This is a genomic window from Bradyrhizobium erythrophlei (genome assembly GCF_042430365.1).
In the GTDB taxonomy this organism is placed as follows: Bacteria; Pseudomonadota; Alphaproteobacteria; order Rhizobiales; family Xanthobacteraceae; genus Bradyrhizobium; species Bradyrhizobium erythrophlei.
In genome coordinates this window covers 58,945-78,487 of the sequence record NZ_JBHMET010000191.1, presented here as the reverse complement: position 1 = coordinate 78,487, position 19,543 = coordinate 58,945, and the positions used below count along the sequence as shown (strand labels likewise).

13 protein-coding genes are annotated in these 19,543 nt (G+C 64.2%); 10 read left to right on the top strand and 3 right to left on the bottom strand.

The window, feature by feature from the left end; all coding sequences use genetic code 11:
- Positions 1-40 precede the first annotated feature (40 nt).
- A complete protein-coding gene (locus tag ACFFWD_RS27580; RefSeq protein ID WP_376970583.1) occupies positions 41-2,824 on the top strand; it encodes a UPF0182 family membrane protein in 2,784 nt (927 codons plus the stop codon).
- A gap of 59 nt (positions 2,825-2,883) precedes the next feature.
- On the opposite strand, the gene ACFFWD_RS27575 is transcribed toward ACFFWD_RS27580, so the two are convergent.
- Positions 2,884-3,993, bottom strand: coding sequence for a hypothetical protein (locus ACFFWD_RS27575; protein ID WP_376970581.1), 1,110 nt, complete (start codon positions 3,991-3,993; stop codon positions 2,884-2,886).
- Between the two features lie 280 nt (positions 3,994-4,273).
- Between ACFFWD_RS27575 and ACFFWD_RS27570 the strand changes: the two genes are divergently transcribed.
- The 6 genes from ACFFWD_RS27570 (at position 4,274) to ACFFWD_RS27545 (ending at position 10,723) form a co-directional block, all read left to right on the top strand.
- Positions 4,274-5,254: an AraC family transcriptional regulator gene (locus tag ACFFWD_RS27570; RefSeq protein ID WP_376970579.1), complete on the top strand. Its 981-nt coding sequence runs from the start codon at positions 4,274-4,276 to the stop codon at positions 5,252-5,254.
- 259 nt (positions 5,255-5,513) lie between these two features.
- Positions 5,514-6,632, top strand: a complete 1,119-nt coding sequence (locus tag ACFFWD_RS27565) for a branched-chain amino acid ABC transporter substrate-binding protein (RefSeq protein WP_376970577.1) — start codon at positions 5,514-5,516, stop codon at positions 6,630-6,632.
- Positions 6,633-6,682: 50 nt separating this feature from the next.
- The gene (locus ACFFWD_RS27560; protein ID WP_376970609.1) at positions 6,683-7,819 is read left to right on the top strand and encodes an OmpA family protein; all 1,137 of its coding nucleotides are present in this window, start codon (positions 6,683-6,685) and stop codon (positions 7,817-7,819) included.
- A 45-nt stretch (positions 7,820-7,864) separates the two neighbouring features.
- Positions 7,865-8,893: a hypothetical protein gene (locus ACFFWD_RS27555; RefSeq protein WP_376970575.1), complete on the top strand. Its 1,029-nt coding sequence runs from the start codon at positions 7,865-7,867 to the stop codon at positions 8,891-8,893.
- A 58-nt stretch (positions 8,894-8,951) separates the two neighbouring features.
- The gene (locus tag ACFFWD_RS27550) at positions 8,952-9,803 is read left to right on the top strand and encodes an alpha/beta fold hydrolase (protein WP_376970573.1); all 852 of its coding nucleotides are present in this window, start codon (positions 8,952-8,954) and stop codon (positions 9,801-9,803) included.
- Between the two features lie 80 nt (positions 9,804-9,883).
- Positions 9,884-10,723 carry a class I SAM-dependent methyltransferase gene (locus tag ACFFWD_RS27545; RefSeq protein WP_376970571.1) on the top strand — a complete coding sequence of 280 codons (840 nt, stop codon included), beginning with the start codon at positions 9,884-9,886 and terminating at the stop codon, positions 10,721-10,723.
- Positions 10,724-10,872: 149 nt separating this feature from the next.
- On the opposite strand, the gene ACFFWD_RS27540 is transcribed toward ACFFWD_RS27545, so the two are convergent.
- A complete protein-coding gene (locus ACFFWD_RS27540; protein ID WP_376970569.1) occupies positions 10,873-12,282 on the bottom strand; it encodes a DUF7986 domain-containing protein in 1,410 nt (469 codons plus the stop codon).
- Between the two features lie 304 nt (positions 12,283-12,586).
- On the opposite strand from ACFFWD_RS27540, the gene ACFFWD_RS27535 reads away from it, so the two are divergent.
- The 3 genes from ACFFWD_RS27535 to ACFFWD_RS27525 all read left to right on the top strand — a co-directional run bounded on the left by ACFFWD_RS27535 (position 12,587) and on the right by ACFFWD_RS27525 (position 16,946).
- Positions 12,587-13,636: an aldo/keto reductase gene (locus tag ACFFWD_RS27535; RefSeq protein WP_376970567.1), complete on the top strand. Its 1,050-nt coding sequence runs from the start codon at positions 12,587-12,589 to the stop codon at positions 13,634-13,636.
- A complete protein-coding gene (locus ACFFWD_RS27530) occupies positions 13,636-14,487 on the top strand; it encodes an amidohydrolase family protein (protein WP_376970607.1) in 852 nt (283 codons plus the stop codon). Before ACFFWD_RS27535 ends, ACFFWD_RS27530 begins: the two co-directional genes overlap by 1 nt.
- 119 nt (positions 14,488-14,606) lie before the next feature.
- Positions 14,607-16,946, top strand: a complete 2,340-nt coding sequence (locus ACFFWD_RS27525) for a Tex family protein (RefSeq protein WP_376970565.1) — start codon at positions 14,607-14,609, stop codon at positions 16,944-16,946.
- A 718-nt stretch (positions 16,947-17,664) separates the two neighbouring features.
- Here the strand turns inward: ACFFWD_RS27525 and ACFFWD_RS27520 are convergent.
- Positions 17,665-19,128 (bottom strand): catalase, encoded by a 1,464-nt coding sequence (locus ACFFWD_RS27520; protein WP_376970563.1) that lies wholly within the window; start codon positions 19,126-19,128, stop codon positions 17,665-17,667.
- Positions 19,129-19,543: the final 415 nt, after the last annotated feature.

The following is a 19,543-nucleotide window of genomic DNA, read 5'->3' as shown; positions in this document are numbered from 1 at the left end:
CAAGCGGCGGATGGCCGTCATTTCCGCTATGATCAGGCGTATGACGATCCGGATTACCGGACCCCAACGCAAGGCACCACGGCTGAGTGGCGTGGTCAGGCTGATCGTTGCGGCCGTCGTCACGACGATTGGCCTGATCCTGCTCGCGCTCGCCAGCGACGTGCTGGTCGACTGGCTGTGGTTTTCGTCGGTCGGTTATCTGCAGGTGTTCTGGACAACGATCGGCGCCAAGGTCGCCGTCCTCGTCGCGGTCTGGACCGCAACCGGTCTCGTCCTTTGGGTGAACGGGGCGCTCGCCCTGCGTTTCGCCGGCAAAGGGTCGACACTGGTTGCGCCGGCTTCACTGTGGCCGGCCACGGGGAGTGCGCCGCCGGATCCGTTTGCGCAGTGGCGCGATCATCTGCCGTGGCGCGTGATCGTCGCCGGCGGGGCGGCCTTGCTCGCTCTCCTCGTCGCGGCGGCCGAGGTCGGCTACTGGGGCATCTTCCTGCGCTTTCTCTATCAGGTGCCCTATGGCGCGGCCGATCCGCTCTTCAGCAAGGATCTCGGCTTCTACCTGTTCTCGCTGCCGGCCTATGTCCTGATCAAGAACTGGATGCTGCTCACGCTCGTCCTGAGCGCGCTATTCGCCGCAACGATCTATTGGGCTCATGGCGACATCGTGTACGACATTCACCAGCGCTCAATGTCGCCAACCGTGATCGCCCACGGTTCGGCACTGCTCGGTCTTCTTCTTGCGGTGAAGGCGTGGTCCTACGCGCTCGATCGCTATCTGCTGCTCTATGGCGACAACGGCGTCGTCGTCGGCGCAAGTTACACCGACGTTCACGTCGGCCTGCCGGCCCTGTGGTTCATGATCGGGCTTTCGCTGATCGCCGCGCTCGTCGCGTGGGCGAATTTGCGGGCGCGCAGCTACCGGCTTCCGGCCGCCGCGGTCATGCTCGTCGTCGCCGGCACTCTCTCACTTTCCAGCGTCGTCCCGACACTGTTCCGGCAGTTCTTCGTCAAGCCAAGCGAACTGGAGCTGGAGAAGCCCTATATCGAACGCAACATCGCGCTCACCCGGCAGGCATACAATCTCGACAAGATCGCAGCCAAGCCCTTTGCCGCCGAACAGAGGCTGACCCTCAAGACCCTCGACGCCAACAAGGCAACGATCGACAATATCAGGCTGTGGGACTGGCTGCCCTTGTCGGACACCTACGCGCAGCTGCAGGAAATCCGCACCTACTACAAATTCCATGATCTCGACGTCGACCGCTACTGGCTCGATGGCTCCTACCAGAGCGTGATGCTCTCGGCGCGCGAGCTGCGGTCCTCCCTGCTGCCGCCGAACGCGCAGACATGGGTCAATCGGCACGTGCTGTTCACCCACGGCAACGGCGCGGTGATGAGCCCGGTCACCCGTAAGAGCACCGAAGGACTGCCGCTGTTCTATTTGCGGGATATTCCCCCGGTTGCGGACGGAGGTCCCAACGTCCACGAGCCCCGCATCTATTACGGCGAGGAGGCCGACAACTACGTCATCGTCAAGGGAAGCACGCCGGAATTCGACTATCCCAAAGGAAAGGACAACGTCTATGCGGACTATGACGGCACCGGCGGCATTCCGATCGGTTCGATGGCGCAGCAGATGCTGTTCGCCTACTATTTCAACGACCCGAACCTTTTGCTCTCGAACTACATCACGCCGCGCAGCCGGATCATGATCCGGCGCAATATCCGCGAACTGGTCCCCACGATCGCGCCGTTCCTCAGGCTCGATCACGATCCCTATCTGGTCATCAGCGGCGGGCGGATGTTCTGGATCCAGGACGCCTATACGACGAGCTCCTATTTTCCCTCGACGCCGGCGGTGCCGGATTTCGACCTCAACTACATCAGGAACTCAGTGAAGGTTGTCATCGACGCCCATCATGGGACCGTCGACTTCTATCTGATGGATACTGCCGACCCGATTGCCGCGACCTACGGGCGCATCTTTCCAGAGCTGTTCAAGCCGTTCGCGGCGATGCCGGCGGATCTGCAGAAGCACATTCGCTATCCGGAGGATCTGTTCCTGATTCAGGCGCGGCTCTATCAGGCCTACCACATGGAGGCCGCCGAGGTGTTCTATAATCGTGAGGATCTCTGGCAATTCCCGCGCCAGCCGGGCGGCGGCGGCATCTCGGTGATGAGCCCTTACTACATCATTATGCGGCTGCCCGGCGAGCCAAGGGCCGAGTTCTTCCTCATGGTTCCCATGGTGCCGAGCCGCCGCGACAACATGATCGCGTGGCTGGCTGCGCGCTGTGACGCGCCGGACTACGGCAAGCTGATCGTCTACGAATTCCCGAAGGAGAAGCTCGTCTACGGGCCGTTCCAGATCGAGGCGCGGATCAATCAGAATACCGAGATCTCGCAACAGCTGACATTGTGGAATCAGATGGGCTCGCGGGTGATACGCGGGGCGAACCTGCTGGTGATCCCGATCGAGAACTCGATCCTCTATGTCACGCCGCTCTATCTGCGGGCGGAGCAGGGACATCTGCCGGAGCTGAAGCGGGTGATCGCGGCCTACGGCGAACATGTCGTGATGAAGGAGACGCTCGGCGAAGCCCTGTCGGCGCTGTTCGTGGAGCCTGGCGGGCCGCGACCGGCCTCGGGCGCGACTGAGGATCTGCCTGCCGGCAGCCCTGCAGCGAGCCAGGCCCGGGAGGCGCTCGATCGCTACAACCAGGCCGTTGAGCGGCTGAAGTCCGGCGATTGGAAGGGCTTTGGCGAGCAGTTCGACGCCATCCGCGGGCCGCTCGAGGAGATGAACCGACACTCCACCGGACATTGAAGCGCTTTCGATTCCAGCGGGGGAGTGTCATTGCTTGTGTCGATGCATCACCCCCACACTCACAACGCGTCGAGCGCGTCGCGTGACGGCGTGATCGGCAGCCATCCCGGGATGCGGCGCTTGGCGAGCCAATAGGGCCGCCAGATCGCTTGCCAGGTGGCACGGTCGAGCGGCGCCGAGCCCCAGTTGCGCTGCTCCATGTTGATCCGCGAGAGGTCATGCAAGTTGAGCCATTGGCGCGCCGCCCACCATAGTTCGCGTGGCACCTCTCGGTTCCCGGCACCCTTGAGCTCGACGATATTGGGCAGCGGGTCACGGAAACGGCAGGCAACTCTCAGCGTGGCGACGCGATGTCCGTCCCGCCTTACGCTCCACAGCCGTGAGCGGTTGTGCGTCAGGTTGTAACCGTAAGTGCGCAGGCAATTGCGCATGGCGTTCGCCTCTTCGGAGATGGCGGAGATCGAGCTCAAGGGAAGGAACTCGTAACCGGCCACGCAAGCGGCATTGAGCCACATGTCGGAGATGGGCTCCGAGCCGAGGTTCACATGCAAGGCGATCATCGTTCGCCAGTCCTCGGCTGCCGCAAGTGCCGCACCGATGCGCATGTTCGGTGTCCATGCCCGCTCGATCAGCTGCCGCCCGAACGACGACCACAGACCGATCAGCCGCAATCGGGCCGGATTGATACGCCGCGGTTCGCGGATGAGCTCGCGCGCGATCCACGCTGCCGCCGGCTCGTGCGCGAGTTCGGCGACATCTGCGACGATCTTGAGCCAGCTCGGGGCGAGCTTGGGTGAGCGCGGAAGATGGTTCGCGATCTGCCGGCGGAACAGCTCGCCGTCAGGCAATCTTCCGATCGGATGCACGAAGGCCTCCGGCGACAGCTTGCGCAGCCAAAGCGGCATACCGGCCGCCGCGGCCACCTCAGCGAGGGAGAGGCCGTCAATTACCCGTGCGAGCGCCGGCGCGGGGTTGAGCCCAGCCCGCGGGACCGCGAGCGCGAAGAGAAGCGCGGGAAAGCTCAAGGCAAGGTCGGCAATGCGCGCGTGCCGCATGGCAAGCGTTCGCACCGCTCCCTGGACGTGCGGTTGATATCTTTCGAGTTGACGTTCGAGCAGCACTGAGCGCGCGGTCGCCCGGCTCGGCGCCACCACGGGATTCGAGGGCATGGCAATAGTTCCGCAAGCGCGGCGCCGGAGGCCCGCGGCAGATTTGATTAAGAATGGGTTTTGAGATGTCGCCCGGGATCCAGTCCCGGGGTGCGCGTCAAATATCGCGCATCGAACCCGGGAAGCGCGCAATCCTGAACATGGTCGCCTCCTGCTGCTGAAATTTCGCAGCGCCCCGATAGCTTGTTTTCTATCGTCATGCAACCCGAGACTGCATCGTGTTTTGCCACAAATCAGCCGCATATCCCCGGCGGCATCCCGCCGCCACAAGGATGAGCCGATGACATCAACGTCGACGGATATCACCGACTTTCAGTTCTCGACCGCGGACTGGGCCGAACGAGATCGACTGCCGATCTTCCGGGAGCAGATCGGGCGCATGATCGTGAAGCTCGATCCGGAGCCGCTGGTCGACGGCGCGTTCCATGCCGAAGCGAATGTGCGCGAGCTGCCCGGGCTCGGTGTCGGATCCTGGACCTGCGCCAATTTGCGGATCGCAAGACCGCGCGAGCTGCTCGACGGCACCGACGATCTCGTCCTGACCATTGCCACCAGCGGCATCATGAACGCAGTGCAACGTGGTCGGGAGCTCAAGCTCAATCCGGGTGAAGGCGTGCTGATGTCGAGCGCGGAAGCCGGCAACATGTCCGTTCCATTGTCGCCGACGCGCTTCATGGGCTTGCGGCTGCCGCGCAAGGCGCTCGCGCCGCTGGTCGCCGATCCCGAAAACATGCTGATGCGTGCGCTGCCCGCCAACACGGAAGCGCTGCGGCTGCTCGCGCTCTACATCCGGGAGCTCGACGACAGCTATCGATTGACGTCGCCCGAACTGGTCCGCGCCGTGGTCACCCATTTGATCGACCTTGGGTCGCTGGTGATCGGTGCGAGCCGCGATGGCACGGCGATGGCGGAAGATCGAGGGCTGGCCGCCGCGCGGCTCGCCGCGATCAAGGCCGACATCAGCGAGAATCTCGGCTACGGCGATCTGACTATCTCAGCGGTGGCGGCGCGGCTGAGACTGACACCACGCCACATCCAGCGGTTGTTCGAAGGCGCGGGCTCGACGTTCTCCGAATTCGTGCTCGGCCAGCGCCTGGCGCGCGCGCATCGTCTGCTGACCGATCCGCGCCGGATCGACAGCACCATCGGCACGATCGCGTTCGAATCCGGGTTTGGCGATCTGTCCTACTTCAACCGCACCTTCCGCCGGCACTACGGTGCGACGCCTTCGGAGATTCGCGCCGCGGCATTCCTACCGTAAAACTCTCCGCTTCCCGACCGGCATCCGTCGCAATCGTCTCCGCCATGGCGGCCGGAGAGACGTCGTTTCCCTGGGCGAGTGTGCGGTAACGCACATTCACATTGTCGGCCGATGTCGTGCCTGTCCAATCCTTCGTCGCGTCTGTCCGAGCCTCGCGTCTGCGGCGCGCCTAAAAGGCGGCCCCCGGATGATCGTCCCGTTCGGGGTGATTCATCCTTGGCGATGCATTGAAGCAGCCAGGACCCACGAGGAGAATGTGATGAAATTTCCGCTGCACCGATATCTTGTTGTGTTCGGCATGAGCCTGGCGCTGTCCGGCGCCGCCATGGCCCAGGACATCAGCGTTGCCGTGGTCGGCCCGATGACCGGTACGGAGGCGAGCTTCGGCCAGCAGTTCAAGAACGGCGCGGAACTGGCCGTTGCCGATATCAACGCGGCCGGTGGCCTGCTCGGCAAGAAGCTGAAGCTCGAGGTCGGCGACGACGCCTGCGATCCCAAACAGGCGGTGTCGGTTGCGGAGAAGATGGTGGGGAGGAAGATCCCCTTCGTCGACGGCCACTTCTGCTCGTCGACGTCGATCCCGGCCTCCGACACCTATGCCGAGGGCAACGTGCTGCAGATCACGCCCGGCTCGACCAATCCGCTGTTTACCGAACGGGGCCTGTGGAACACGTTTCGCGTCTGCGGCCGCGACGACCAGCAGGGCAAGGTCGCGGCCGCCTTCATCATCAAGAACTACAAGACCAAGAACATCGCGATCATCCACGACAAGACGACCTACGGCAAAGGCCTCGCCGACGAAACCCGCGCCGCCATCAACGCGGCGGGCGTGCGGGAGAAGCTCTACGAGGCCTACAACAAGGGCGACCAGGATTTCGCTGCGCTGGTGTCCCGCTTCAAGAAGGAGGCGATCGATCTCGTCTATGTCGGCGGCTATTTCGCCGAGGCCGGGCTGATCCTGCGCCAGATGCGCGACCAGGGGGTGCCGGCCGTGCTGATGGGCGGTGATGCGCTGGTGGACAAGCAATTCGCGGCGATTGCCGGACCGCTCGCTGAGGGTTCGCTGTTCACCTTTGCGCCCGACCCGCAGAAGAAGACGGCGGCGGCCGCGATCATCAAGAGGTTCAAGGACAAGGGCATCGATCCCGACGGCTACACGCTCTACAGCTATGCCGCGTTCCAGATCTGGAGCGAGGCCGTTGCCAGCGCCCGCACCACGGATGCCAAAAAGGTCGCCGCGGTGATCAAGGCCGGGAGCTGGGACACCGTGCTCGGCAAGATCAGCTACACGTCGAAAGGCGACATCACCGTGATCGACTATGTCGTGTACCGGCGCGACAAGGACGGCAACTACGCCGAACTGCAAGCCGGCCACTGATCGCGCGCCGCAACATCGGTTCCATCAGTGGGACCGATGTTGCTTTGTTCATGCCGCCTCCCTGCCGGCGCCTCCGCATCGCACCGCCGTCAGCCCCGTGGCGCCGGCGCTGCGATGCGCCCGGCGATCGCTACCGATCCACCCCACGATTTGCCTCCAACCCACCGGAAAGTCCGATGTTCTCACGTCGACGGAAAATACTCCCCGCGTCCGCATACCTTGTCGCCGCAGCGTGGCTCGCTCTCGCCGCGCAGCCCGCGGCCGCAGCCGACAGAGCGGGGTGCCGCGATTTCGAGGGCATGATGCGTTTTCAGAACGCCTCGATCGCGCTGTGCGATTCCAGGAATTTTGCCGAATATACGCTGCCGACGGGCCGGATCACCGGCTTCGACTTCCGCACCAACACGGCCGAGATCGAGGACAAGCAGGAGCTCGAGGGCCGGCTCACGCAATTGCTCTATACGATCCCGAAGGGGGCGTCGTCGGCGGAGGTCTTCCGCAGCTACAAGGAGTATCTCGCGTCGGCCGGCTATCGCGTGCTTTATGAGGCCAAGGGGCCGGGCTTCGGTGCCGCGCAGGGCAGCTTCTTCGAGAGCATGGGGCCCGGCGGCCAGATCGTGGCCTACAGCCCCGATCAATCGCGCTATCTCGCGGCGGTGAAGGAGGACGGCGGGGCCAAGACCTCGATCGCGCTCTACATCGTCGAATATGACGGCGGCTACAATCCGGACCTCACCGTCGAAAAGGGCCAGGTCGTTGTCCGGCTCGACGCGGTGCAGAGCGGCGAGCTGAAGAACGGCATGGTCGCGGTCTCGGCCGCCGACATTGCCAAGCGGCTGGACAGCGCCGGCCAGGTGATCCTGTCCGGCATCCTGTTCGACTTCAACAAGGCGCAACTGAAGCCGGATTCGCGTACCGCGCTCGACGAGATCGCCGCCTTCCTGAAGAAGGATTCCGCGCGCAAGGTCTATCTCGTTGGCCACACCGACAATGTCGGCGGATTCGATTTCAACATGCAGCTCTCGCAGGCGCGGGCCGACGCCGTGGTGGCCGATCTCGTCGCCACCTACGGGATCAACCCCGCGCGGTTGAAGGGCCATGGGGCCGGTCTGCTGGCGCCGATCGCCAGCAATGCCAACGAGGATGGCCGCGCCAAAAATCGCCGCGTCGAGCTGATCCCGCAATAGCGCTGCGCAGTACTCGATCGGTCACGGCAACGAAAGCGAAGGCAAATGTCTCACATGGATGTGGCCGATGATGCTGTCCGAACCGGCGATGGTTTGCCCGATGACAGCAACGAGAGAGGAATCCCGCATTCATATCCGCTGGTCGTCCGCGATCACGGCCTGGCGACGGCGCTGGGGTTGTTGATCAAGACCCTGCCTTACGCATTCGCGCGCTGGGGAGTCCTGCTGGGATCGGCCACAGCCTGCGTCATCTGGATCGGGTGTGGTGCCGGCGGCGCGGCCTGGCTCGGCACGCACGTGTCGATGACGTTCGGCGTCTGCTGGCTCGTCGGCGTTCTCCTCGTCGGCGGATGGATCTGGGGAGCAGCGCTGCGATATGTGCTGCATCTGGTCGCGTGCGGCCATGTCGCCGTGCTGACCGAGTTGATCACGCAGGGCCGCATCGGCAATGGTGATGAGGGACAGTTCGCCTATGGCCGGCGGATCGTCGTCGCCAGATTCGGCGAGGTCGCGGCGCTGTTCGGACTGGGCGTGCTTGTTCGCGACATCTTGCGCGCGTTTCACAACGCGCTCGACACGCTCGATGAATGGCTGCCGACCCCGGGCGTCAGCACGATCGTCGGTCTCGTCAACGCCGTACTGGCCGCCGCCACGCGCTATCTGGACAAGGTCATTCTCTCCTATGACCTCGCGCGCGGCGGCGGCGATCCGTGGCGCAGCGTGCAGGACGGCCTGGTGTATTATTGCCAGAATGCCAGTCCGATTCTGAAGACCGCGGTCTGGATGGTCGTCGTCGAACGGGTCTTGAGCGTCCTGCTGTGGCTGTTGCTGCTCGTCCCCGCAGGCCTCGCGACGACGGTGCTGCCGGAAGCGGCGCGGGACTACGGCGCGCTGGTCACCGTGCTGGTGGCGGCCCTCGTGGCGTCGACGTTGCGCGCGGCCTTCATCACGCCGGTGTTCCTCATCTGCATCATGATCCGGTTCCATGCCCTGATCGAGGAGCAGCCGATCAATGCGACCTGGGTCGGCTATCTCGACCGCCTGTCCGACAAGTTCCGGCAACTCAGGCGCTGAGATCGGGGGACGGCATGACCCGAACGGCAATCCAGCCACTTCGTAGGGGAGATTTTCGGTGACCGACATCACGCTGGACAACAAGGGCGTCAAACTCGCCGTATCGGTTCATGGCCCAACGGATGGTGAACCAATTCTATTCTTGCACGGCTTGTCGCTCAGTCGCGACACCTGGGAGGAGATCGCCGAACGGCTGAAGGATCGATATAGCGTCTGGACCCTGGATTTTCGTGGACACGGGCATTCGGACCGGGCACCGAGCTACGAGCTTGCGGACTACGTCTCGGATGCCGAGACCGTACTGGCAGCAATCGAACGACCGGCGGTGATCGTCGCACACTCGCTCGGCGGCTGCGTCGCCGGCGTGCTGGCACAGAGCGGTCGTGCCAATGTGCGCGCCGTCTTCCTCGAGGATCCGCCGTGGTATCTTGGCGAGCCGGGCGAGTGGGAAAGGTCAGTATTCCCAAAACTCTTCGCGATCGTCAGCGCGCGTCAGGCGACGTGGCAGCGAGAGCGAGCGCCACTCGCCGCGTATCTTGCGTTTCTTGCAAACTCGCCAACGCCCATGGGCGGGATCGGCAGCGATCATTTCGGCGCCCGCCATCTCCTCAGTCACGCTTCGGCGCTGCAGCGACAGGACGGGCGCTGCTGGGGCAATATCGCGACCTCCGTTCTTGCGGCGATTGCGACCGAGCGGAAATTCTTATGTCCAGTCCGGATCACTCAATCCGATCCGAGGCTTGGGGCTGCCCTGTTGGAGGGCCATGAGACTCGCCTCGCGCACGATAACCCGCATGCCGAAATCATTCGTTATGGCGGTTGCGGCCACACGCCCCACCGCTCCATCGAGTTCGAGCAACGCTTCATGGCGGACCTGCAGGCCTTCATTTCAAGTCTGACATCGGAGTGAGCGCAGGCGGGAAAAGGACGGCGGTCATGCCGAACCGCAATCCGGCCGCGCATGCTCACAAATAGAAGGCTGGTACACCCATGCAAGACGCTTCCGGATACGATCCGAACTACGTGATGGGACGCTCCACGGCGGAGACCGACAGGCTCCGGCGGCAATCGCAGCTCTACGACGCCTCCACGCGGCAATTGTTCGAGGAGGCAGGTCTCTCCGAGGGCATGAAGGTGCTCGACATCGGCAGCGGCGCCGGCAACGTGTCCTTCATCGCCGCAGGCCTGGTCGGAGAAAGCGGCCGGGTCGTCGGTATCGACAGCAATCCTGAAATCGTCGAGGAAGCCACGCGCATGGCGCGCGCGCGGCGCCTCGACCAGGTCTCGTTCCGGGTCGGCGACATCGATACGCTCGAGCTCGAGCGGGATTTCGACGCGATCATCGGCCGCCTCGTCCTGATCTATCTCAGGGATCCCGCAGCCGCGGTCCGACGACTGCTCGCGCACGTCAAGCCGGGTGGTATCGTGGCGTTCCAGGATATCGATTGGGGCGACGGCCCGATTGCCGTTCCGCCGTCTCCGCTGCTGTCGCAGGCGTGGGGATATGTGAAGGAGATGTTCCAGCGCGCGGGGCTGAACAACCGGATGGGACTGTCGCTGCACGGCGTCTTCGTCGCGGCCGGTCTTCCGTCTCCGCGCATGAACCTGTTCGCCCCGGCGGGAGGCGGCCCGGATTTCGATGGCTATGACTACATGGCAAGCGGATTGCGCAGCAACCTGCCTCACATCGTGCGGCTTGGCGTCGCCACCGAGCAAGACCTGGCGCTGGACAGCTTTGCCGAACGTCTGCGAGCGGAGAGGATCGCGCAACGCGGAGTTTTTGCTCTTCCGACATTTGTCGGGGCATGGTCGCGAAAGGCTTCCCGCTGAACGGCGGCGCGACCGAAGCGGTGGGGACGCTCACGCGTGGAGCGCGAATCTGCGCCGGCGCATCCGACCACCGGCGTGAGAATGAAACTCCGCAGCGATCGGTTGCCAGGGCTACTCAGGGCCGCTATGCCGACGTTTGGCCATCTCGTTCATCGCCGCAATTCGCTAATACCCAACTCGGTCCATAGCCAGTCGAATTTGTAGTTTGCCATTGCGCTGTCGGCGTCAGCGGATTTTGCCGTCCGGTTCTCCAACATCTTGAGCCAATCCGCCACTTTGATCCGTCCGTTGGCCGTTCTGACCGCGGCACGTGGCGACTGGTCTCCAAGCATCGGAACTGGCTGATCGAGCACGTCGTGATAGTGTCGGTCCATGTGATCATGGATGATGGCACGACGTTCCTCCTCGGGGATATCAAGCTGCTGCGGCATGGCAGCACCCCGTGATGCAACGGCTTGCTCAATGGTTTCCGTCGTGACCGAGGGCTGCCCGGCGCGTCGCCCGAGTATCTTGGACAGCAGCGCGCGTCCCGTGTCGGCACGCTGCCTGGAGTTGACGGCGAGCACCAGCGACCTGTCGTCCAATTCCACATGGCCGAGCACGAGCGCGCCATCTTCATGCCAGGTCTCGAATGTCAGCGATTCCCGCGATTTCTCTCGGGCATCCGATGACGCCGCAACCGGCTTCTCCAGGCGGACCCAGTTCCACGACATCGTGGTTGCTGGACGAAACTCGGGGCGGGCCCCCAGGATCGTCTGGATGTCGTCGATCGTCGTGTCGGCTGCGAGCGGGTATCGCACCTCGCACAGCACCAGTTCGTCGCCTTCGGCGTTGTGCAAATCGGGAGTTTCCGGTGCTTCGATTCGATTGATCAGGTCGGTGAGCCAAAAGGTCGTGAACACGGGAGCTAGTGCGCGTAGCATTTCCGTCGGAGAAAGATCGACCGCATCGTCGAAATCCCGTCCGATCGCTTCGGCAAGCTTCTGCTTTTTCTCGTCGCCGAGCGTCTCGAATTCGCGCAAAGCCTCTATCAAAGCTTCCGCTGTCCGGTGTTCGAACGGCAGCACGCCGCCACCGATCTGCGTTCGCGATCCCACCTGAACGACGCGTGCGGCGATGCGATCCCACGGCTTGAGAGCGCGCGTCGCGCTCCGCTCGCTGACCAGGACTGGCTCGCCGCCGCGGATAAGGTCGCGTGCCCGGAACGACGTGTCGCGGACGATATCGCTCACTTCGTAGAGGCTCATTGTCGAGTCGCGCAGCGCGGCCATGTAGGTGCGAACGCTCGCCGTCTCTTTCCAGCCGCGGCGTTTCAGGTAGTCGTCGATAGCGTTGCTGCCGTCGTCGAATTCACGAGTTAGGAAATCTTCGAAAGCGCAGGCCCACGCCGAACTTATGAACAGGTCTTCGCCGACAGTTGCGACGATATCGTCGGCCTCAAGACCTGTTTCGTCGCAGGTGGGTTGCAGATGATCCTCAAGGATCTGCTCGAACCGATCGCGCCATGGTTCACGAGCCGTCCATTTTATCAGCCCTTGAAGCAAATGCTTGCTGGCCATGTTCCTGCTCGCGTTATGGAGACCATCCGTAGCCGCCTTGGACGCGACCCGTGCGGCAATCTATCAAATGTGCACCGTCGACGCGATCATGACGGGTGATCGCTCTCGCAAAATCAACGGTTTTTCGTAGCGCCGAGCCCGCAATCCACGCCGACTACACGCGGCAATCGTGCGTGCTCCCGGGAATTCTCTCGGGGTTTCAAAGGAGTTCCGCGCGCGAACTGGATGCCGCCCCGGCTTGTGCGACCCGCGTCCGGGACGCTAGTCTGCCCCGCAAGCAAGAAGAATTGCCGGCGAGGCGCAAATGAGTCACGAACAATCCCCCGGCGCGGCTCTGATGCCCGCCCTGCCGCGGCGCAGGCTTGGCCGCACCGGGCTCAATGTCTCCATCCTCGGCTTCGGGACCGCGCCGCTCGGCGATCTCTTCGCCAGGCTTGACGACGCTGCGGCGATCGCCGCAGCGGAGCGGGCGTTCGGGCTCGGCGTCAATCTGCTCGATACGTCGCCGCTTTACGGGCATGGCCTCGCCGAGCACCGCTGCGGGACGGCGCTTCGCCGCGTGGCGCGCGATGGAATCGTCGTCTGCACCAAGGTCGGGCGCTGGATGGATCCGTTCCACGATCGCGGCGGCGCCTCCAACTTCGTCGGCGGCCAGCCGCATCGGGCGGTGATTGACTATTCCTATGACGGCACGATGCGCTCGGTGGAGCAATCGCTGCTGCGGCTTGGAACCGATCGGCTCGACCTGTTGCTGATCCACGACGTCGACGTCTGGACCCATGGCCTTGATGCCATCGAGGATCGCTTTCGCGAGGCGATGGCGGGCGCCTATGTCGCGCTCGACAAGCTTCGCTCCGAGCGCGTGGTCCGGGGCATCGGGGTCGGCGTCAACGAGGCCGAGATGTGCGTGCGTTTCGCCAGGGCAGGGCAGTTCGACACCATGCTGCTTGCGGGGCGCTATTCGCTGCTGGAGCAGCCGGCGCTTGCCGAATTTCTGCCGCTGGCGCAAGCGCAGGGCATCGGCGTGATGCTCGGCGGCGTGTTCAACTCCGGCATTCTGGCGACCGGCGCGGTTGCCGGCGCCAAGTACAATTATCGCGATGCGCCGCCCGAGATCATGCAGAAGGTGGCGCGGATCGAGCGTGTCTGTCGCGCGCATGGCGTGGCTCTGCCGACTGCCGCGCTGCATTTCGCGCTCGGCCATCCCACGGTCGCGAGCCTGGTGCTGGGCGCGCAGACGCCGCAGGAGGTCGAGCGCAACGTCGAAGCGCTTTCAACGCCGGTGCCGTCGGCGCTGTGGCGCGATCTGAAGGCCGAGCACCTGCTCGACGCCGACGCGCCGGTACCGGCGTGATGCGGATCGATGCGCATCACCATGTCTGGCGGCTGTCGCGCGGCGATTATGGCTGGCTGACGCCGGATCTGAAGCCGATCTACCGCGACTTCGGCCTCGCCGACCTGGCGCCGCACCTCGCCGCCGCCGGAATCGCAGGGACGATCCTGGTGCAGGCGGCGCCGACCGAAGCGGAGACGTTGTTCCTGCTCGATTTGGCCGACGGCAGCGTCGTCGTGCGCGGCGTGGTCGGCTGGATCGATTTCGACGCCGCGGATGCCGCAGCGCGGATCGAGGCGCTGGCAGGGCGTGAGCTTCTCGTCGGACTGCGGCCGATGGTGCAGGACATCGCCGATGACGACTGGCTGCTGCGCCCCGCGCTGGCGCCGCTGCTCGCCGCGATGGCACGGCATCGCCTGGCGTTCGACGCTCTGGTGCTGCCGCGGCACCTGTCGCGGCTCGTGGAGGTGGTCGATCGTCACCCCGACCTGCAATTCGTGCTCGACCATTTCGGCAAGCCGCATCTTGCGACCGGCGACATCGCGGCCTGGAAGGACGATATCGCCAGCCTTGCGGCGCGGTCCAACATCGTCTGCAAATTGTCGGGACTGGTGACGGAGGCGGCATCCGACTGGCAGGTCGCCGATCTCAGCTCGGCCGTCGATCATGTCCTCGCGCAATTCGGGCCGCAGCGCGTGCTGTGGGGAAGCGACTGGCCGGTGGTCGATCTCGCCGGCGGCTATGCAAAATGGTTTGCCGCCACCGCGACATTGCTGGATGATTTGCCGGCCGATGAGAAGGCCGCGATTTTGGGCGGCAATGCGGCGCGCATTTATTTGTCAAGTCGCGGAAGGCACACATCCCGGACATAACGCACGGCCGGACACCAAATTTGATCCACAGCGCGCCTTGCTGAATCAATCCGGGATGGTCCATAAGCGGCGTCCGCGGTGCCGAAAGTTCGGCGGCGCGATGTGTCAGAGAGACGAGCGTGGCAAAGATTCATCATCAGATTGCGCAGGAGCTGGGTGTTCGCGACGAGCAGGTCGAGGCGGCGGTGACGCTGCTCGACGGCGGCGCGACGGTCCCGTTCATCGCGCGATACCGCAAGGAGCTGACCGGCGCGCTCGATGACGCGCAACTGCGTACTCTGGAAGAACGCCTGACCTATTTGCGCGAGCTGGAGGAGCGCCGCACCGCGGTGCTCAATTCGATCCGCGAGCAGGGCAAGCTCGATGCCGCGCTGGAAGCGCAGATCATGGCCGCCGACAGCAAGGGCCGCCTTGAGGACATTTACCTGCCGTTCAAGCCGAAGCGTCGCACCAAGGCGGAGATTGCCAAGGAGGCCGGGCTCGAGCCGCTGGCCGACAAGCTCTTGACCGAGCCGCAGAACGATCCGAACGTCGTTGCCGCGCCATTCGTCGATGCCGAGAAGCAGGTCGCCGATGTCGCCGCTGCGCTCGACGGCGCACGCGCGATCCTGGTCGAGCGCTTCGCCGAGGACGCCGACCTGATCGGTGCGCTGCGCGAGGAGATGTGGTCGAACGGCGTGATGGCTTCGGCCGTGCGCCAGGGCAAGAAGACCGAAGGCGAGAAGTTCAAGGATTATTTCGATTTCAGCGAGCCGCTGCCGAAGCTGCCGTCGCACCGCATCCTGGCGCTGTTCCGCGGCGAGAAGGAGGAGATCCTCGACCTTCAGATCAAGCCGGAGGCGCAGGCCCCTGTTGCCGGGGTGCCCGGCGCCTACGAACTGAAAATCATGAACCGCTTTGCCGTCTCCGACCAGGGTCGCAAGGGCGACAAATGGCTGATGGAGACGGTGCGCTGGGCCTGGCGCACCAAGATTCAGATCCATCTCAATATCGATCTGAGGATGCGGCTGTGGACCGCGGCCGAGACCGAGGCGGTACGGGTGTTCGCCTCGAACTTGCGCGATCTCCTGCTTGCGGCACCCGCCGGCGCGCGCGCCACCATGGGGCTCGACCCGGGCTACCGCACCGGCGTCAAGGTCGCCGTCGTCGATGCCACCGGCAAGGTGCTCGCGACCACCGCGATCTTTCCGCACGAGCCGCAACGGCGCTGGGACGAGGCGCTCGCCATCCTCGGCAAGCTTGCGATCGAGCACGGCGTCGAATTGATCGCGATCGGCAACGGCACCGCCTCGCGCGAGACCGACAAGCTCGCGACCGAGCTCGTGAAGCGGCTGTCCGACCGCAAGATGACCAAGATCGTGGTCTCGGAGGCCGGTGCATCGGTCTATTCGGCCTCGGCCTTTGCCTCGCAGGAGTTGCCCGAACTCGACGTCACCATGCGCGGCGCGGTGTCGATCGCGCGGCGCCTGCAGGATCCGCTCGCCGAGCTCGTCAAGATCGACCCCAAGGCGATCGGCGTCGGCCAGTATCAGCACGACCTCGGCGAAGCCAAGCTCGCGCGCTCGCTCGATGCCGTGGTGGAGGACTGCGTGAACGCGGTCGGCGTCGACGCCAACACCGCGTCGGTCCCGCTGCTCGCGCGCGTCTCCGGCATCGGCCAGGGACTGGCGCAGAGCATCGTGCAGCATCGCGACGCCAATGGCCCGTTCAAGTCACGCAAGGCGCTGAAGGACGTGCCGCGGCTCGGTCCGAAGGCGTTCGAGCAATGCGCCGGCTTCCTGCGCATCAGCAACGGCGAGGACCCGCTCGATTCATCCGGCGTGCATCCCGAAGCCTATCCGGTGGTGCGGCGCATCCTTGAAGCGACCAAGAGCGACATCAAGGCGCTGATCGGCAATGCCGACGTGGTGCGTCAGCTCAAGCCGCAAACCTTCGTCGACGAGACGTTCGGCCTGCCGACCGTCACCGACATCCTGCGCGAGCTGGAGAAGCCGGGTCGCGACCCGCGCCCGGCGTTCAAGGCCGCGGTGTTCAAGGAAGGCGTCGAGGAGGTCAAGGACCTCAAGAAGGGCATGATCCTCGAGGGCACCGTGACCAACGTCGCCGCGTTCGGCGCCTTCGTCGATATCGGCGTGCACCAGGACGGCCTCGTGCACATCTCGGCGATGTCGAAGAACTTCATCAAGGACCCGCGCGAGGTGGTGAAGCCCGGTGACATCGTCAAGGTCAAGGTGCTGGACGTCGAGGTCGCGCGCAAGCGCATCGCGCTGACGCTGCGTCTCGACGACGAGGTCGGTTCGAAGAAGGAGACCTCGGGTGCGTCGCGCGATTTTTCGCGCGGCTCGGCCAAGATGTCGTCGTCGGCGCCGCGCCGGCCCGAGGCGCAGTCCGGCGGCGGCGCGCTCGCGGAAGCTTTGCGTCGCGCCGCCGAGAAGAGCGGGCGGGGCAAGTCGACGTAGGAAGTGAGCGTATTTCAGCAAGCTAAGTTGCAGGCAATCCCAAGACCGACGTGAATCTCGCTGCAGCAAACCGCTGCTTTTGACCCGGAGCAGACCTGCGTCCAATTCATTTCGTCGCCGCAGATCAGGGGCCGCCAAACTTGGATGGATCACCGTAGGAAGGAGGGGCGTCGTGGTCGGTCCGGAATCCGCCTGGAACGGAATCGTCGCGATAGACCCGCACACCATCCGGAGTGGCGTAGCTCGGGGGCACGGCCTGGCTGGGACGAATGACGACGTGTCGCGATTTGGCTTGATGCCCTCTGGCGGCGGCGTCCGCGGAAGCGCAAAGAGCGATCAAAAAGCATAGTGCCAGGACAGAACGCATCGGATGTTCTCCAATCGATGGGCCCCGCTTTTACGTGGTGCGCGGCCCGTGCCATGGCAACCCGTAACTGCCTCCAGGTCGCCGGGGGCAACGTCGGTCTTGACGCATCTCCGGTATCACCCCTCCGGCACTCATACGCCGCTACCGTGATGTGACCTTTGCCAACAGCGACAATCCGACGTATCGCGCCGGACGCGAACGGCTCATTGACGGCATGCGATTAGCGGGGGCTCCGTACGCACGATTGCACTCCTCGAAGCCGTGCGTCGCGCCGCCGAGAAGAGCGGGCGCGGCAAGTCGACGTAAGTCCGCGGCAGGGGCGGCGAGCAGAACTCGCCGCCACTACGTCCGCTACAGCTCGCCGGCGGCAAACCTCTTGAGCGCCTCGGCGACGCCCTTGCCATAGGCCGGGTCGCCCTTGCTGCAATTCGCGACGTGCCGTTCCTGGATGTGCCGGGACGCATTGCCGACCTGTCGGGCGGTGTTGTCGAACAGCGCCTGCTTTTGTGCGGCGTTCATCTTCCGGAACAGATCGCCCGGCTGCTGCCAGTGGTCGTCATCCACGCGGTGATCCCAATGCGCGGCTGCACCGGTGATCTCGAGCGGCGGCTCGTTCAGCTGTGGCTGGTCGGCCCATTCGCCCAGGCTGTTCGGCCAATAGGCCGGCGTGTCGCCCAGATTGCCGTCGGTGCGCATCGCGCCGTCCCGGTGATAGCTGTGGAACGGGCATTTCGGCGCGTTGATCGGGATCTGGTGGTGGTTGACGCCGAGACGGTAGCGCTGCGCGTCGCCGTAGGAGAACAGGCGGGCCTGCAGCATCTTGTCGGGCGAATAGCCGATGCCGGGCACGACGTTCGCCGGCGTGAATGCCGCCTGCTCGACCTCGGCGAAGAAGTTTTCCGGGTTGCGGTTGAGCTCGAAATAGCCGACCTCGATCAGCGGATAGTCCGCCTTCGGCCAGACCTTCGTCAGATCGAACGGGTTGAACGGGAACGTCCTGGCCTGTTCGTCGGTCATCACCTGGATGAACAGCGTCCAGCGCGGGAAATCGCCACTCTCGATGCTCTCGAAAAGGTCGCGCTGATGGCTCTCGCGGTCCCTGCCGACCAGCGCCTCGGCCTCGGCATCGGTCAGGTTCTGGACGCCCTGCTGAGTGCGGAAATGGAATTTCACCCAGACGCGCTCATTGCTGGCGTTGATCAGGCTGTAGGTGTGGCTGCCGAAGCCGTGCTGGTGGCGGAAGCTTTTTGGGATGCCGCGCTCGCTCATCACGATCGTGACCTGGTGCAGCGCCTCCGGGAGCAGCGTCCAGAAGTCCCAGTTCATGTCCGGGTCCCGCATCCCCGTGCGCGGATGTCGCTTGATCACGTGATTGAGGTCGATGAAACGCAGCGGATCGCGGAAGAAGAACACCGGCGTGTTGTTGCCCACCACGTCCCAATTGCCTTCATCGGTGTAGAATTTGAGCGCGAAGCCGCGGATGTCGCGCTCTGCATCGGCCGCGCCGCGCTCGCCGGCGACCGTCGAGAACCGCGCGAACATCGGCGTCTGCTTGCCGATCTCGGAGAAGATCCTGGCCTTGGTGTAGCGCGTGATGTCGTGCGTGACGGTGAAGGTGCCGTGGGCGCCGGCGCCCTTGGCATGCATGCGCCGCTCCGGGATCACCTCGCGGTGGAAATGCGCCAGCTTCTCGATCAGCCAGACGTCCTGCAACAGCGCCGGTCCGCGCGGCCCCGCCGTCATGATGTTGACGTTATCAGTGACAGGTGCGCCGGAGGCGTGTGTCAGGAACGGTCGTTTGGTCTTGTCGCTCATCTCAAACTCCTGGGTTGGCTGTCGAAAGGCCACACTTCGTTACCCCGCTGCCCGAGGGAGGCAGCAGGTGAAGTGCGACTGCATTGCGGATCGGGTTACGGCCGAAGCAGAGGGGAGGCCTCGGCGATCGAAGAACTGTGAAGCTGGTCCATGATCTCTCCCGGACGTCGTCTTTACGTAGGCCAACAATTAGTAAGCTCGGCAGATCGCTTCAACGATCGGCACCCGATGATTCCAGCCAAATGTCCGTCGATCTCGGCCAACGGAGAGGCCGGTGGCCGCCAGGGCATCCGGCGTGCTCGGAGCCTCTCGCCCCGAAACTAACTTCGGCGTCAGAATCTGGCGCATTTGTAAGTTGAAGGTCGGCGCCGGTTTGCGTCTTCTGATCCTCCTCTTCCTGCGGCGATGGGATGTT

What these genes read in the sequence shown, in the direction of transcription:
- ACFFWD_RS27580 (WP_376970583.1), top strand. Translation starts at nt 41, where the DNA reads ATGACGATCCGGATTACCGGACCCCAACGCAAGGCACCACGGCTGAGT.
- ACFFWD_RS27575 (WP_376970581.1), bottom strand. Translation starts at nt 3,993, where the DNA reads ATGCCCTCGAATCCCGTGGTGGCGCCGAGCCGGGCGACCGCGCGCTCA.
- ACFFWD_RS27570 (WP_376970579.1), top strand. Translation starts at nt 4,274, where the DNA reads ATGACATCAACGTCGACGGATATCACCGACTTTCAGTTCTCGACCGCG.
- ACFFWD_RS27565 (WP_376970577.1), top strand. Translation starts at nt 5,514, where the DNA reads ATGAAATTTCCGCTGCACCGATATCTTGTTGTGTTCGGCATGAGCCTG.
- ACFFWD_RS27560 (WP_376970609.1), top strand. Translation starts at nt 6,683, where the DNA reads ATGCCGCCTCCCTGCCGGCGCCTCCGCATCGCACCGCCGTCAGCCCCG.
- ACFFWD_RS27555 (WP_376970575.1), top strand. Translation starts at nt 7,865, where the DNA reads ATGTCTCACATGGATGTGGCCGATGATGCTGTCCGAACCGGCGATGGT.
- ACFFWD_RS27545 (WP_376970571.1), top strand. Translation starts at nt 9,884, where the DNA reads ATGCAAGACGCTTCCGGATACGATCCGAACTACGTGATGGGACGCTCC.
- ACFFWD_RS27540 (WP_376970569.1), bottom strand. Translation starts at nt 12,282, where the DNA reads ATGGCCAGCAAGCATTTGCTTCAAGGGCTGATAAAATGGACGGCTCGT.
- ACFFWD_RS27535 (WP_376970567.1), top strand. Translation starts at nt 12,587, where the DNA reads ATGAGTCACGAACAATCCCCCGGCGCGGCTCTGATGCCCGCCCTGCCG.
- ACFFWD_RS27530 (WP_376970607.1), top strand. Translation starts at nt 13,636, where the DNA reads ATGCGGATCGATGCGCATCACCATGTCTGGCGGCTGTCGCGCGGCGAT.
- ACFFWD_RS27520 (WP_376970563.1), bottom strand. Translation starts at nt 19,128, where the DNA reads ATGAGCGACAAGACCAAACGACCGTTCCTGACACACGCCTCCGGCGCA.